Source organism: Hydrogenophaga sp. PML113 (genome assembly GCF_001777155.1).
GTDB classification, from domain to species: domain Bacteria; phylum Pseudomonadota; class Gammaproteobacteria; order Burkholderiales; family Burkholderiaceae_C; genus Hydrogenophaga; species Hydrogenophaga borbori.
In genome coordinates, this window is record NZ_MIYM01000003.1 from 331,953 (window position 1) to 345,893 (window position 13,941).

The 13,941-nt window shown below is 72.1% G+C and carries 15 protein-coding genes; 8 read left to right on the top strand and 7 right to left on the bottom strand.

Annotated elements, in window-relative coordinates; all coding sequences use genetic code 11:
* Positions 1 to 115: 115 nt before the first annotated feature.
* From BHU06_RS07590 to BHU06_RS07605, 4 genes are read right to left on the bottom strand one after another with little or no spacing between them, the layout of a single operon-like run.
* The gene (locus BHU06_RS07590) at positions 116 to 1,459 is read right to left on the bottom strand and encodes a HAMP domain-containing sensor histidine kinase (RefSeq protein WP_070398545.1); all 1,344 of its coding nucleotides are present in this window, start codon (positions 1,457 to 1,459) and stop codon (positions 116 to 118) included.
* Positions 1,456 to 2,148 carry a response regulator transcription factor gene (locus BHU06_RS07595; protein WP_070398546.1) on the bottom strand — a complete coding sequence of 231 codons (693 nt, stop codon included), beginning with the start codon at positions 2,146 to 2,148 and terminating at the stop codon, positions 1,456 to 1,458. The genes BHU06_RS07590 and BHU06_RS07595 overlap by 4 nt, the downstream gene beginning before the upstream one ends.
* 10 nt (positions 2,149 to 2,158) lie before the next feature.
* Entirely contained in the window at positions 2,159 to 2,461 is a 303-nt protein-coding gene (locus BHU06_RS07600; RefSeq protein WP_070398547.1) for a hypothetical protein, read from the bottom strand.
* Between the two features lie 12 nt (positions 2,462 to 2,473).
* A complete protein-coding gene (locus BHU06_RS07605; RefSeq protein ID WP_070398548.1) occupies positions 2,474 to 2,944 on the bottom strand; it encodes a Spy/CpxP family protein refolding chaperone in 471 nt (156 codons plus the stop codon).
* A 146-nt stretch (positions 2,945 to 3,090) separates the two neighbouring features.
* Between BHU06_RS07605 and BHU06_RS07610 the strand changes: the two genes are divergently transcribed.
* The 7 genes from BHU06_RS07610 to BHU06_RS07640 all read left to right on the top strand — a co-directional run bounded on the left by BHU06_RS07610 (position 3,091) and on the right by BHU06_RS07640 (position 9,652).
* Positions 3,091 to 3,510 (top strand): lysozyme inhibitor LprI family protein, encoded by a 420-nt coding sequence (locus BHU06_RS07610; RefSeq protein WP_175442820.1) that lies wholly within the window; start codon positions 3,091 to 3,093, stop codon positions 3,508 to 3,510.
* 14 nt (positions 3,511 to 3,524) lie between these two features.
* Positions 3,525 to 4,193: a response regulator gene (locus BHU06_RS07615; RefSeq protein WP_070398549.1), complete on the top strand. Its 669-nt coding sequence runs from the start codon at positions 3,525 to 3,527 to the stop codon at positions 4,191 to 4,193.
* On the top strand, positions 4,190 to 5,614 hold the full coding sequence (locus tag BHU06_RS07620) for a sensor histidine kinase (protein WP_070398550.1): 1,425 nt from the start codon (positions 4,190 to 4,192) through the stop codon (positions 5,612 to 5,614). Before BHU06_RS07615 ends, BHU06_RS07620 begins: the two co-directional genes overlap by 4 nt.
* Positions 5,615 to 5,808: 194 nt before the next feature.
* Positions 5,809 to 6,738: a tripartite tricarboxylate transporter substrate binding protein gene (locus BHU06_RS07625; protein WP_239478335.1), complete on the top strand. Its 930-nt coding sequence runs from the start codon at positions 5,809 to 5,811 to the stop codon at positions 6,736 to 6,738.
* Positions 6,739 to 6,802: 64 nt separating this feature from the next.
* Positions 6,803 to 7,240, top strand: a complete 438-nt coding sequence (locus BHU06_RS07630) for a tripartite tricarboxylate transporter TctB family protein (RefSeq protein WP_070398552.1) — start codon at positions 6,803 to 6,805, stop codon at positions 7,238 to 7,240.
* A gap of 10 nt (positions 7,241 to 7,250) precedes the next feature.
* Positions 7,251 to 8,762, top strand: coding sequence for a tripartite tricarboxylate transporter permease (locus tag BHU06_RS07635; RefSeq protein ID WP_070398553.1), 1,512 nt, complete (start codon positions 7,251 to 7,253; stop codon positions 8,760 to 8,762).
* Positions 8,763 to 8,779: 17 nt separating this feature from the next.
* Positions 8,780 to 9,652, top strand: coding sequence for an oxaloacetate decarboxylase (locus tag BHU06_RS07640; protein WP_070398554.1), 873 nt, complete (start codon positions 8,780 to 8,782; stop codon positions 9,650 to 9,652).
* Between the two features lie 2 nt (positions 9,653 to 9,654).
* Here BHU06_RS07640 and BHU06_RS07645 read toward each other — a convergent pair whose 3' ends face one another.
* The 3 genes from BHU06_RS07645 to BHU06_RS22795 form a co-directional block, all read right to left on the bottom strand.
* Positions 9,655 to 10,380 carry a glutamine amidotransferase gene (locus BHU06_RS07645; protein ID WP_083293061.1) on the bottom strand — a complete coding sequence of 242 codons (726 nt, stop codon included), beginning with the start codon at positions 10,378 to 10,380 and terminating at the stop codon, positions 9,655 to 9,657.
* Positions 10,377 to 11,384: an aldo/keto reductase gene (locus tag BHU06_RS07650; RefSeq protein WP_070398555.1), complete on the bottom strand. Its 1,008-nt coding sequence runs from the start codon at positions 11,382 to 11,384 to the stop codon at positions 10,377 to 10,379. The genes BHU06_RS07645 and BHU06_RS07650 overlap by 4 nt, the downstream gene beginning before the upstream one ends.
* A 70-nt stretch (positions 11,385 to 11,454) precedes the next feature.
* Positions 11,455 to 12,393 (bottom strand): WcbI family polysaccharide biosynthesis putative acetyltransferase, encoded by a 939-nt coding sequence (locus BHU06_RS22795; RefSeq protein WP_175442821.1) that lies wholly within the window; start codon positions 12,391 to 12,393, stop codon positions 11,455 to 11,457.
* Positions 12,394 to 12,606: 213 nt separating this feature from the next.
* On the opposite strand from BHU06_RS22795, the gene BHU06_RS22800 reads away from it, so the two are divergent.
* On the top strand, positions 12,607 to 13,926 hold the full coding sequence (locus tag BHU06_RS22800) for a surface lipoprotein assembly modifier (RefSeq protein ID WP_254668133.1): 1,320 nt from the start codon (positions 12,607 to 12,609) through the stop codon (positions 13,924 to 13,926).
* Positions 13,927 to 13,941: the final 15 nt, after the last annotated feature.

A 13,941-nucleotide genomic window follows, 5' to 3' on the forward strand; every position in this document is an offset into this window, starting at 1 on the left:
ACCCCTCGGCCAATCGGTCGAAAACCGGCAAAAAACGGGCGCAGAACGGCCCCTGCGAAGCGGTTCCGGACACGCGGTCCGCCTGCCCCATGCCGGCAGGCCCGCGCCCAGCGCCTCACGCCTGTGCCGGCAGCGTGACGCTCACCTCCAGCCCCGGACGGGCGTTGCGGATCTCGCAGCGGCCCCCGTGCGCCTGCGCCACCAGCCGGCACAGGTAGAGCCCCAGCCCCACCCCGCCCGCGTGCCGGGTGCGGGCGCTGTCGGGGCGGTAAAAGGCCTGGGCCAGGTGCGCGATCTGGTCGTCGGGCACGCCCGGGCCGTGGTCGCGCACCACGAAGCGCAGCCCCCCAGCGTCCACGCGCTCCACGCGCAGCTCCGGCGGCGTGGCGGCCTCCGCACCATGGCGCAGCGCGTTGTCGAGCAGGTTGCGCAGCAGCAGGCGAACCCGAACGCGGTCCAGCAAGGCCGGGGGCAAGCCCTCGTCCAGGCGCAGGCCGATGCGCCGCGCCTCGGGCCGCGTCGCCGCCAGTTCGGCGATCACCTCGCGCGCCAGCGTGGCCGGCTCGGTGGGCTCCCGGTTCAGGGCCGCGTGGCGGCCCGCCAGGCGCTCGCTTTCCAGCAGGTCGCTGATGAGGCGCGCCATCTCGCCCAGGTCGCGCAGCAGGGCCTCGCGCTGCGGGTTCACCTCGGGCGATTCGGGCAGCAGTTCGGTGTTCAGGCGCGCGCGCGTGAGCGGGCTGCGCAGCTCGTGGCTGATGGCCAGCAGCAGCGCGCGCTGGGCCTGCAGCATCTGCTCGATGTCCTGGCCCATGGTGTTCACCGTCTGCGCGAGCTGGCCCAGCTCGTCGCAGCGGCGCGCGGGCACGGCGATGGGCTGCGAGAAATCGCCCGCGCCGAACCGCATGGCCCCGGCGCGGATGGCGTCGAGCGGGCTCAGCAGGCGGCGCACGTACCAGAAGGCCAGCCCGGTGACCACCAGCAGGGCCACCAGCGCGAAGACGAACAGGCGCGGGCGGCGTTCGATGGCGGCATCGTTCAGGCCGAACTCGATCACGTGCCCGTCGGCGGTGCGGCGCTGCACCAGGGCGCGCCAGGTCTCGTCGTCGTTCCAGTCGCCGGCGCCGCTGTCCTTGCGCCAGTGCGGGCGCGGCAGTGCCGGGTGCGAGCGCCACTGCACGACCGGCCCGGTGATGTCGATGGTGACGATGGGCAGACGCTCCACCAGCGCGCGGGCCTTCTCGACGTCGGGCCGGCCCTGGGGCGCCACGTCGTTCGCCAGCCGCGTCACGTAGTCCATCAGCAGCGGGCGCCCAGCCTCCTTCCAGCCCAGGGTGAAAGCCTTCTGGGCGCCACCGATGAAGATGAAGGCCACCAGGAAGGCCAGCAGCAGGAACACGCCCAGCAGGCGCAGCTTGAGCGAATGCCGCCAACGCGGCCTCGGGTCGGCGGCCGGCTTCATGGGCGCGGTGCCGGTGCGCGCCGCAGCGCGAGCGAGTAGCCCGCGTTGCGCAGGGTCTTGATGCAGTCCAGCGGTTCCAGCTTCTTGCGCAGCCGGCTCACCACGATGTCCACCGCGCGCGTGAGCAGCTCGGCCTCGTGCCCGCGCAGGTGGTTGAGGATGTCGTCGCGGCTGAGCACGCGCCCGGCCTCGCGCGCCAGCAGGTGCAGCAGCTCGAATTCGGTGCCCGTGAGTTCCACCGCCTCGCCCTGGCGCAGCACCTGGCGCCGCGCGGGGTCGATGCTCAGGCCCTCGAAGGCCAGCACGTCGGGCGCGGCCGCCGCCACCGCCGGGCGGCGGCGCAACACGGTCTGCACGCGCGCCACCAGCTCGCGCGGCTCGAAGGGCTTGGGCAAATAGTCGTCGGCGCCCAGCTCCAGGCCCACCACGCGGTCCATCACGTCGCCGCGCGCGGTGAGCATGACGATGGGGATGTCGCTGTCCTTGCGGATGGTGCGACAGAGCTCGAAGCCGTCCATCTCGGGCAGCATCACGTCCAGGATGGCGGCGTCGAAGCCGCCCCGGCGCAGATGCTCCAGGCCCTCGCTGGGCGTGTGCGCGTGCACCAGCGCCAGATCGAATCGCTGGAAGTAGCTCGCCAGGGGCGGCCCGAGCTGGGTGTCGTCGTCGATCAGCAGGATGCGGGGCATTCGCACATTCTCACACCGCCAGTGCGGCCCGCAGGGCGCGGTGGCGCAGGATGAGCCGGCGCACGCGCCGCTGCGCGGGCACATCGAGCGCGTCGAAGCGCTCCGCCGCGCCCATGAGCGCGGGCAGCACCGGCACGGCCTGCTGCGGCGCGCGCCGCGACAGGCGCGACCACAGCCACATCGCGTGCTCGCGGTCGAAGCGCGGGCCCCACACCAGGGCCAGCACCTCGTCGTGCGGGTCGTTCACATCGGCCAGCAGCACGGGGCCGTGCTCGCGCAGCGGATGGGCGATGGCTTGCAGCGCGGGCGACATGGCGCGCCCCGCTCAACCGCGGTGGAACCAGCCGCGGCGCTTTTCGAGGAACTCGCGCACCTCGGCCTGCTGGGCGGGGTTCAGGCTGTCATAGAAATCGGCCAGGGCCGCGATGACCTCGGGTGTGGTGAGCTGCAACGCGCGGGTTTTTTCGTCGAGCAGGTGCAGGGCGCGGGCGCGGTCGAACTTCTCGCCAGCCACCAGGGCTTTCATCTCGGCGCGCGGGTTGGGGGTCTGGCCGATCATGGCGCTGCGCTGCGCGATCAGCTTGTCGGCCAGCAGCTCCAGCTTCTGGCGCTGTTCGGCCGTGAGGTCGAGCTTGCGGGTCACGCGATCGACCGCCTTGCCGCGCCACTCGGCCACGCGTTCGGGCGAGGCCGGGCCGTCGGCGTAGTGGGCGCGGTGGCCGCAGGCCGCCAGGCCGCCCGCGAGCACGGTGACGCTGGTGAGGCCGATGAGGGTTCGCTTGATCCAGGGTTTCATGACGGGTCCTTTCTTGGACGGGGTGGAACGTGGCCGCCATGGTGCGCGGCGGGCGCCGACACCGGGTCTCGGGGCGGTATCGCTTCTTGTCGTTTTGTTTCGGCGGAGAATGGCCCGTCGCCGCGTTCCGCCGGGAAGGACCTTTCATGCCACGTCTCGCCGCCCTGCTCTGCCTGGGGCTGTTCGCCCCCTGGGCCGGCGCCACCGCGCCCGCGCAGGACCTGCCGGCCGACTGCGCCCAGGCCGAGACGCAGCGCCAGCTCACCGCCTGCGCCTACCAGGACTTCGAACACGCGCAAGCGGCCCACGCGGCGGTGCTGCGCGAGCTGTCCGCGAGTCTCGACCCCGCCAGGCGCACCTTGCTGCGCACCGCCCAGAAGGACTGGCTGACCTACCGCACCGCCACCTGCGGGTTCGAGGCCAGCGCGGTGCGCGGCGGCAGCGCCGAACCCATGGTGCGGCTGCACTGCCAGACGCGGCTGACCCGCGAGCGCACCCAGGCATTGCGCCGCCAGCTCCATTGCCCCGAAGGCGACCTGGGCTGCCTGCGCCCGGTGCGGCCTTGAGGCGGACCCACGGCATGCGCATCCTGCTCGCCGAAGACGAAGCCGATCTGGCCACCTGGCTGGTCAAGGCCCTGGGGCAGAACGACTTCCAGGTCGACTGGGTCGCCGACGGCCGCCTGGTGCGCCGCAGCCTCAAGGCCACGCGCTACGACGCCCTGATCCTCGACCTCGGCCTGCCCGGGCTGGACGGGCACGACGTGCTGAGCGACCTGCGCGAAGCGGACCAGCGGCTGCCGGTGCTGATCCTCACCGCGCGCGACTCCCTGAACGAGCGCGTGGGCTGCCTGCATGGCGGCGCCGACGACTTCATGGCCAAGCCTTTCGACGTCGCCGAGCTGGAGGCCCGCCTGACGGCCCTGATCCGCCGCGCCCGGGGCCAGGAACACCCACGCTTTGCCTGCGGCCCGCTGAGCTACGACAGCGCGTCCAAGCAGTTCCGCCTGCAGCACGAGCCCCTGGCCCTGACGCCGCGCGAGCACGCCGTGCTGCGGGCCCTGATCCAGTACCCGGGCGAGCCGCTGTCCAAGCGCGAGCTGCTCGAGCGCGTGTTCTCGGACGAGCAGGACGTGCACCCCGAGGCCATCGAGGTGCTGATCCACCGCATCCGCAAACGGTTGGAGAACAGCCCCGTTCGCGTGACGACCCTGCGCGGCCTGGGCTACATGCTCGAGGCTCAGGCATGAAGCGGCCGCGCTGGCCGCTGGCCAGCATCCGGCGCCTGCTGCTGCTGATGCTGCTGCCGGGCATGCTGGCGGTGACGGCGGCCGAGCTCTGGCTGTCCTGGACCACCGCCAACGACGCCGCCGACGCCGCCTACGACCGCTCGCTGCTGGGCGCGGTGAAGTCCATCGACTCCAGCATCTCCACCGCCAGCGGCGGCCTGGGCGTGGAGCTGCCCTACCGCATGCTGGAGTTTTTTGAACTCACCGCGCAGGGGCAGGTGCACTACCGCGTCGCGTCCGAGGACGGCCTGGTCGAGATCGGCAGCCCCGACCTGCCCCGCCCGCCCCGGCCGCTGGAGTCCGGCAAGCCGCAGTTCCACGACGGCGAATACCTGGGCCAGCCAGTGCGCGTGGGCAGCTACGCGCGCGAATTGGCCGAGCCGCTGGCCGGCCAGCGGCCGCCGCAGCGCGTGGTGGTGCAGGTGGCCGAAACCCTGGAGGCGCGCAACGATTTCCGCCGCGACCTGCTGCTGCGCAGCCTGGCGCGCGACCTGCTGCTGATCGTGCTGGCGACCGGCCTGCTCACCGTGTCGATCGCCTGGGCCATGCACCCCCTGTCGCGCTTTCGCCAGGAGGTCGAGGCGCGCCAGCCGGACGACCTCACGCCCATGTCGCCCGACGGCGTGCCGGCCGAGGTGCTGCCGCTGGTGCAGGCCATCAACCGGCACGTCGCGCGCGCGCAAGAGCAGGCCGAGCTGCGCCGGCGCTTCGTCGACGACGCCTCGCACCAGCTGCGCACGCCGTTGGCCACGCTCTCCACCCAGGTGGCCTACGCCTTGCGCGAGCAGGACCCCGCGCAGCAGCGCCCGGTGCTTGAGTCCATCCGGGCGCAACTCGACCAGACCATCCGCCAGACCAACCAGTTGCTCTCGCTGGCGCGCGCCGACAGCGCCCCGCTGGACTTCCAGGCCGTCGACCTGGTGTGGCTGGCCGAATCCGTGGTGCGCGACGGCTGGCACGCGGCCCGCGACCAGTCGGTCGACCTGGGTCTGGACGCCCCGGCCCGGCGCCTGGCCTTCACCGGCGACGCCGACCTGCTGCGCGAGGCCTTGTCGAACCTGGTGCACAACGCCATCCGGCACGGTGGCGCGGGCTGCCACGTCACGCTGTCGGTGCGCGAACGCGTCATGCCCTCGGGCCAGCGCGAGGCCTGCCTGGCCGTGGTCGACGACGGCGCCGGGCTGCCCGCGGCCGACCTGGAGCGCCTGGGCGAGCGCTTCTTTCGCGGCAGCGGCGCGGCCGTGCCGGGCTCCGGCCTGGGCCTGGCCTTCGTGCGCACCGTGGCGCAGCGGCACGGCGGCGAACTGCGCGCCCGGCCGGGGCCGGACGGCCGCGGCCTTCAGGTGGAGATGGTCCTGCCGCTGCCGGCCGGCGGGGCCTGACGCGCGGCCATGGGCCGCGGGTTTACCCGCGGTTTATCGCGCCTCGGCTGAAAGCGGCCTGAAAGTGCCGGCCTCCTACAGTGCCTCCGCGGCATCCCCGAATGCCGCCCGTTGATTCCATTCCGAGGAGACACACCATGACGCTTTCCAGGCACCTCGTGGCCGCGGCCCTGGCGGCCAGCGCGCTGGGCGCGATGGCCAACCCGCTGGCCAAGACCGAGTGCATCGCCCCCGCCAAACCCGGTGGCGGCTTCGACCTGACCTGCAAGCTGGCCCAGTCCGCGCTGCAGGACGGCAAGTTCATCGCCGACCCGATGCGCGTGACCTACATGCCAGGCGGCATCGGCGCGGTGGCCTACAACACCATCGTGGCCCAGCGCCCCGACGCGGCCAGCACCATCGTGGCCTTCTCCGGCGGCTCGCTGCTCAACCTGGCGCAGGGCAAGTTCGGCCGCTACACCGAGAACGACGTGCGCTGGCTGGCCGCCATCGGTACCGACTACGGCGCGGTCATCGTGGCCGAGAACTCGCCCTACCAGTCGCTCAAGGACGTCATGGCGGCCATCAAGGCCGACCCGAACAAGGTGGTGCTGGGCGCGGGCGGCACGGTGGGCAGCCAGGACTGGATGAAAGCCGCCCTGACCGCGCGCGCCGGCGGCGTGAACCCCAAGACCATGCGCTACGTGGCCTTCGAAGGCGGCGGCGAGGCCATGACCGCCCTGCAGGGCGGCCACATCCACGTCTTCACCGGCGACGCGGCCGAGGCCCTGCAGCAGCGCAAGGCGGGCGCCAAGATCCGCATCCTGGCCGTCATGAACGACAAGCGCCTGCCGGGCGAGATGGCCAACATCCCCACCGCGGCCGAACAGGGCTTCAACGTCGAATGGCCCATCGTGCGCGGCTTCTACCTCGGCCCCAAGGTCAGCGACGCCGACTACCAGGCCTGGGCCGAGGCCTTCGCCAAGATGATGGCCACGCCGGCCTACGACAAGCTGCGCGAAGAGCGCGGCCTGTTCCCCCTGGCCATCACCGGGGCGCCGCTGGACGCCTACGTGAAGCAGCAGGTGGCCGGCTACCGCAAGCTGGCCGAAGAGTTCGGCCTGTCGACCAAGCCGGCGAACTGAGCGGCCCCCTCCGCTGTCCCGCGAGCCGCCCGCGCGGCGGCCCGCCCTTTCCCTTGGAGTCTCCATGAGTGACCGCCTTCTTGGCGCGGTGTGCGTCGCCACGGCCGCGGCCATGGCCTGGGCCGCGCAGGGCTATACCGCCGCCTATTCCTACGAACCGCTGGGGCCCAAGGCCTTTCCCCTGCTGCTGGCGGCCTGCATGGGCCTGGGCGGCCTGTGGCTGGTGCTGCGCCCCTCGGCCGGCGGCGGCGCCTTCGCCCAGGTGCCCTGGAAGGGCACGCTGCTGTGCGCGGGCACGGTGCTGGCCTACGCGGCGCTGTTCCAGTGGCTGGGCTTCATTCTCGCCACGCTGCTGATGGCCCTGCCCGTGGGCAGGGCCTTCGGCGGCGGCTGGAAGCAGTCGCTGGCCAGCGGCGCCGCGCTGGGCGTGGGCCTGCATTTTCTTTTCGACCGGCTGCTGGACGTGACCATGCCCGCCGGCCTGCTGTCCTTCCTGCTCTGAGGGCCGCGCCATGGACACCTTGCGACACCTGATGGACGGCTTCGGCGTGGCCTTCAGCCCCATCAACCTGCTGATCGCCGCCATCGGCTCCTTCATCGGCACCGTGGTCGGCCTGCTGCCTGGCCTGGGTCCCATCAACGGCGTGGCCATTCTCATGCCCCTGGCCTTCGCGATGAAACTGCCGCCCGAGGCCTCGCTCATCCTGCTGGCCGCCGTCTACATCGGCTGCGAGTACGGCGGACGCATCTCCTCCATCCTGCTCAACGTGCCGGGCGACGCCGGCGCCATCATGACCGCGCTGGACGGCTACCCCATGGCCCGCCAGGGCCTGGCGGGCGTGGCCCTGTCCATCTCGGCCTGGAGCTCCTTCGTGGGTTCGCTCATCGCCACGCTGGGCATCGTGATGTTCGCGCCGCTGCTGGCCGCCTGGGCGCTGTCTTTCGGGCCGGCCGAGTACTTCGCGCTGATGTGCTTCGCCTTCGCCTGCATCGCCGGCCTGCTGGGCAACGCGCCGGTGAAGGCCGGCCTGGCGGCCCTCATCGGCCTGTCCATGTCCTGCGTGGGCCTGGACGCCAACTCCGGCGTCTACCGCTTCACCGGCGGCGACGTGCACCTGTCCGACGGCATCCAGTTCGTGGTGGTGGTCATCGGCGTGTTCTCCATCAGCGAGATCCTGCTCATGCTGAGGGAACACCACGCCAGCGCGGGGCCCATCCCCCAGACCGGCCGCACGCTCTTCAACCTGCGCGAGATGGCCCACACGTGGTGGAGCACCCTGCGCGCCAGCGTCGTGGGCTTCGTGGTGGGCGTGCTGCCCGGCGCGGGCGCCACCGTGGCCAGCGCCATGACCTACGCCATGGAGAAGCGGCTGATCGACAAGGACGGCACGTTCGGCCAGGGCGACATCCGCGGCGTGGCCGTGCCCGAGGCCGCCAACAACTCGGCCGCCACCGGCTCCTTCGTGCCCATGCTGACCCTGGGCGTGCCGGGCTCGGGCACCACGGCCGTGATGATGGGCGCGCTGGCGCTCTACAACATCACGCCCGGCCCCGCCCTGTTCAGCCAGCAGCCCGACCTGGTGTGGGGCCTGATCGCCTCGATGTTCCTGGCCAACGTGATCCTGCTGGTGCTCAACATTCCCATGGTGGGCCTGTTCACCCGCATCCTGAACGTGCCCTACTGGGTGCTGGTGCCCGGCATCCTGGCGGTCTCCAGCGTGGGCGTCTACGCGGTGCACGCCACCACCTTCGACCTGCTGCTGATGGCCGCGCTGGGCTTCGCGGCCTACCTGCTGCGCCAGCAGGGCGTGCCCATGGCGCCGCTGATCCTGGGTTTCGTGCTCGGCCCGCTGATGGAGCAGAACCTGCGCCGCGCCCTGTCCATCAGCAACGGCGACGCCGCCGTGCTGGTGCACAGCCCGATCGCCACCGGCCTGTGGATCGCGACCGCGCTCATCCTCACCGTGCCGGCCCTGCTGCGGCTGCGGGCCACGCGCGAACGCGCCGTGGAGGCGGCGCGGTGAGCGCGGCACCGGCGGCGTTGCCGCCCAAGCGGGCGCTGCGCGCCCTGGCCGAGCGGCGGCAGGGGCTCATCCTGCCGGGCGCGTTCAACGCGCTGTCGGCGCGGGTGATCGAAAGCCTGGGCTACCCGGCCGTCTACCTCACGGGCGCCGGCCTGAGCAACATGGCCCTGGGCCTGCCGGACCTGGGTTTCGTGGGCCTGAGCGAGCTGGCCGAGCACACCGCGCGCCTGCGCGACGCGGTGGAGCTGCCCCTGATGGTGGACGCCGACACCGGCTTCGGCAACGCCCTGAACGTGCGCCACGCGGTGCGCGTGCTGGAGCGCTGCGGCGCCGACGCCATCCAGATCGAGGACCAGGTGGCGCCCAAGCGCTGCGGCCACTTCAGTGGGCAGGAGGTGATCCCGCTCGACGAAGCGGTCGCGAAGATCCGCGCCGCCGTCGACGCCCGCCGCGACCCGGACCTGATGGTGGTCGCCCGCACCGACGCCGCGGCCAGCCTGGGCTTCGAGGCCGCGGTGGAACGCGCCCAGCGCTTCGCCGAGGCCGGCGCCGACCTGCTGTTCGTCGAGGCGCTCACCCGGTCCGACGACATCGCGCGCCTGCCCACGCTGGTGGACAAGCCCCTGCTGATCAACCTGGTGCTGGGCGGCAAGACGCCGCTGCAGCGGGCGGACGCGCTCGGCGCCCAGGGCTACAGCTTCGTGCTGTACGCCAACGCGGCCCTGCAGTCGGCGCTGCTGGGCATGCGGCGCGCCCTCGGCGCGCTCCAGGCCGAGGGCCTGCTGGCCGAAGACCCCGAGCGGGTGGCCCCGTTCCTGGAGCGCCAGGCCCTGGTGGGCAAGCCCGCCTGGGACGCGCTGGCCGAGCGCTACGCCACGGGCGGCGCCTGAGCTCAGCCGGCCCGCACCACCTCGGCAAAACGGCGCAGCACCTGCGCCGCCTGCGGCGTGGGGCCCACCTCGTCCAGGCGCCGCGCCGCCTCTTCGCCCAGCTCGCCCTTCAGGCGCTCCAGGTAGCCGCGCATGGCCGTGGCCGAGAACTCCGGATGGAACTGCACGCCCCAGGCGCGCCGCCCCACGCGGAAGGCCTGGTGGGATTCGATGTCGCTGCGCGCCAGCGGCACCGCGCCCGCCGGCAGACGCCGCACCGACTGGTAGTGGATGAGCTGCGCGGGGAAGCGGGCCGGCAAGGCGCCCAGCAGGGCGTCGTCGCCGGCCTCGGGGCCGAGCCGCACCTCGCGCGTGCCCACCTCCGGCCCCTCGGGCAAACGGTCCACCTCGCCGCCCAGGGCGTGCGCCAGCAGCTGGTGGCCGAAGCAGATGCCCAGCACCGGCAGTTCCGCCGCCACGCAGTCCTTGAGCCAGCCGGCCAGGTGTTCGCTCCAGGGCGCGCGGTCGCTGACCATGGCGTGCGAGCCGCTCACCACCACCCCGCCGAGCGTGCGCGGGTCGGGGTAGTCCGGCGCCTCGCGCGCGTCGGCGTGGCGCAGCGGCACGCCATCGCCCAGGCCGCGCGCGATCCAGTCGGGGAAATCGCCTTCGGCGCGGCTCAGCTCCTCGAAGGTCTGGCCGGCGGCCACCACCAGGATGGGGCGCTCGGCACCCGGGGTGGCGCTCACGCGAACACCTCGGTGTCCACCTCGCGGTTGGACTGCTCGCTGTAGCGGTTGCCGCTCACGGTTTGCGGGTTGATCAGCGCCTCCAGGCGCTGCATCACGTCGGCGCTCAGGCGCACGCCGTCGGCGCGGTTGTTCTCCAGCAGATGGTCCACGTTGCCCGTGCCCGGCAGCGGCAGGATGTGCGGCGCCTTGTGCAGCAGCCAGGCGATGGACAGCTGCGCGGGCGTGCAGCCCACCTCGGCCGCGAGGGCGCGGTAGGCCGGCAGCAGGCGCTGGTTGGCGGCCCAGTGCGCGGGCGTGAAGCGCGGCATCGCGCGGCGGATGTCCTTGGCGTCGAAGGCCTGCGGGTCGAGGTCGATCGCCAGGAAGCCGCGCGCCGTCGGGCTGAAGGCCACGAAGGCCGCGCCGATCTCGCGGCAGGCGTCGAGCACCGCGATCTCGGGGTTGCGCGTCCACAGCGAGTACTCGGTCTGCACCGCGCTGATGGGGTACTCGGCGTGCGCCTTGCGCAAGGTGGCGGCCGAGACCTCGGACAGGCCGACCGCGCGGATCTTGCCCGCGCGCACCAGGTCGCCCAGCGCGCCCACGCTTTCTTCGATCGGCACCGACTTGTCCCAGCGGTGCAGGTAGTACAGGTCGATCACCTCGGTGCGCAAGCGGCGCAGCGAGGCCTCGCAGGTGGCGCGCAGGGTCTCGGGCCGGCCGTCGATCACGCGCACCAGCTGGCCGTCGCCCTTCAGGTCCACGCCCTGCATGCCGCACTTGCTGGCCAGGGTGAAGCGGTGGCGGTGCGGGGCCAGCACCTTGCCGATCAGGGTTTCGCTGGCGCCGAAGCCGTAGAGCGCGGCGGTGTCGAAGTGCGTCACGCCGTCGTCCAGCGCGGCCAGCAGCAGGCGCTCGGCCTGCGCCTCGGGCACGGGCGGCCCGTAGGCGTGGCAGATGTTCATGCAGCCCAGGCCGATGGCTGAGACGGTGAAGGGTCCAAGTGGTCGTTGCTGCGGCATGGCGGGATCCGGTCGGGAAAAGGAAAGGGGGAATGGAAGCGGGCGCGTACCCAGGCACTGCGGCCCCAGGCTACCAGCTCGTGTCGTAGGCGATGTAACGCTCGATGTATTCGTAGAAGGTCCACCGCTGCGTCACCCACTGGTAGGTGCGCTCCGGTGGGCAATAGCTCAGCTTCAGGGCGTCGGCCACCAGCGGGTGGACGGGCGTCTGCACGCCACCCATGCCGTCGAAGTCCATGGCCGCGTCCAGGCACAGTTCGGCGCGCTGCGCCTGGCCGCCGATCACGCGGCGGGCCTGATCGGCGACGCGGCGCGCCAGCTCGCGCATCGCGGCGGCCGACATGTGGCCGCGCGTCCAGAACATGTGCTGGTCGCGGAAGTTCGCCGCCACGTGGTCGGCGAGGCGCACGTCGCAGTGGGCGTCGAACAGGCGCATCAGGTCCAGGTCGTCCTCCAGGCGGCGCTGCAGGTCGGGCATCCGGCGCGCGGACAGGTCCATGTAGGCGGCCACGGCGATCGGACCGCTCAGGCCGGTTTCGGCGATTTCGAGCGCCACCAGGTCGCCCGTCGGGTAGCGCTTCCAGGTCGGATAGGCCGGGTCGTGGCGCTCGCGCGGCTCGGCGCACTCGAAGGGCCACAGGCAGTTCAGCAGGTAACTCGGGAAGGTGATGACCGGACAGCCCGGGGGCAGGCGCGCCTCGATCGCCGCCAAGGCCGGGTTGCCGGGCGCCATCTCGTGCTGGCGCAGCAGCAGCGCCACATTCTTCATGTCCTCGTCGGCCACCGGCAGCGCCTGGGCATCGCCCGGCTGCGCGTGGTTGAGGGCCGCCACGAAGCGGTAGTCGTCGTTCAGGTCGTCCAGCGCGCTGAGCATGCGCGCCAGGTAGGGGGTCTGGCAGTTGCCATATACCAACACCGTGCGGGCCTTCGGGCCCTGGGCGCCAAAGCGGAAATCGAGCGGGTGCCGGGGCGCCGGCGGCGCCACGGGAAGAGAAGGAATCGCGGCCATCAGAAGACGCTCGGCGTCGGTCGAAACACAGTCGGCCCGAGGTGCGCAGGGCCCCTCCGGGTTCGGGCCGGGAATGATAAGCGTGCTTGCAAATGTGTAACAATCGTCCGCGCTCTTTCAGCCAGCCCAGCCATCCAGGAGGAACCCCAATTGAAGCGCCCCGCGGCCAGCCATTCTTCTGAGGTTCTTGCTATCAAATTGTTGGCAACGGCGTTGTTCTGTTCCAGCGCCTGGGCCCAGACCGCGCCCAACGCGCCCCTGCAAAGCCAGGTCGACGAAGCCTTCCGCCAGACCCTGCAATCGCCCGCCGACGGCAACGCCACCGCGCGCTATGCGCGCCTGCTGGAACAGTCGGGCAACCACGAAGGCGCCATCGCCGCCCTCGAGCGCCTGCTGCTGGACCCGAACGCACCGCCCTCCGTGCGCCTGGACCTGGGCGTGCTGTACTACCGCCTCGGCTCCTACGACATGGCCGCCGGCATGCTGCGCCGCGCCCTGGACGACCCGCGCCTGGGTCCGGTGGAGCGAGGCCAGGCCGACACCCTGCTGCGCGACATCGGCAAGCGCACCCAGGTCTCGCGCCTCGACGGCCAGGTGCTGCTGGGCCTGCGGGCCCAGACCAACCCCAGCTCGCGCACCAGCCGCGACACGGTGCTGGCCGCTGGCGCGCCGGTGGCCGTGCCCGACGCGCTCAAGCCCCAGTCGGACACCGACCTGCAGTTGGGCCTGCGCCTGGACCACCAGTACGACCTGGGCCGCCAGAACGAGGCCGCCATCGTCAGCTCGCTCGCCGCGCAGATCGTCAAGTTCAGCTCCTCGTCCGGCAGCACGCTGCAGGTGAACCAGACCGATCCGTACAACCTGGCCCTGGTCGAGCTCACCTCCGGCCTGCGCTTCAAGCCCTCGCCGGCCGGCCTGCCCGGCCTGAGCATCCGCCCGCACCTGATCGCCGCCACGCTCTCGGCCCAGGGCCACCGTTACCTGAGCAACTACGGTCTGGGCCTGGACGCGGCCTACAGCCTCAACGAGCGCACCCTCGTCGACGGCGGCCTCGAGTACCGCGACGTCGACTACGCCACCCGCATCGACGTGCCCGCCGCCAGCGAACTCGGCGGCCCCAGCAAGCTGCTGCGCGTGCGCCTGACGCGCGAACTCGCACCGGGCCAGCTGCTCAGCGGCGAGCTGCGCGCGTACTGGCAGCGCACCGACCGGCGCTACTACGACAACGACAGCCAGGAAGCGCGCGTGACCTACCTGCACAGCTACGCCAGCCCGCTCAAGGGCGGCGGCCTGTGGACCACCTCGGTCTGGGGCGGCCTGCAGCGGCGCGCCTACGACGCGGCCGACCCGGCCATCGACCCGAACACCGCGCGCCGCGACACCGAATGGCGCATTGGCATCGGCCAGACGGTACCGCTGTCGGCGGCCTGGTCCCTGCTGGTGCAGCTGGAGCACGTGAAGACGGACAGCAAGCTGCCCAACTACGACAACAAGAACACCTCGCTGTTCGTGGCAGCCGCCTACCGTTTCTGACGCGCGCGCCCACCC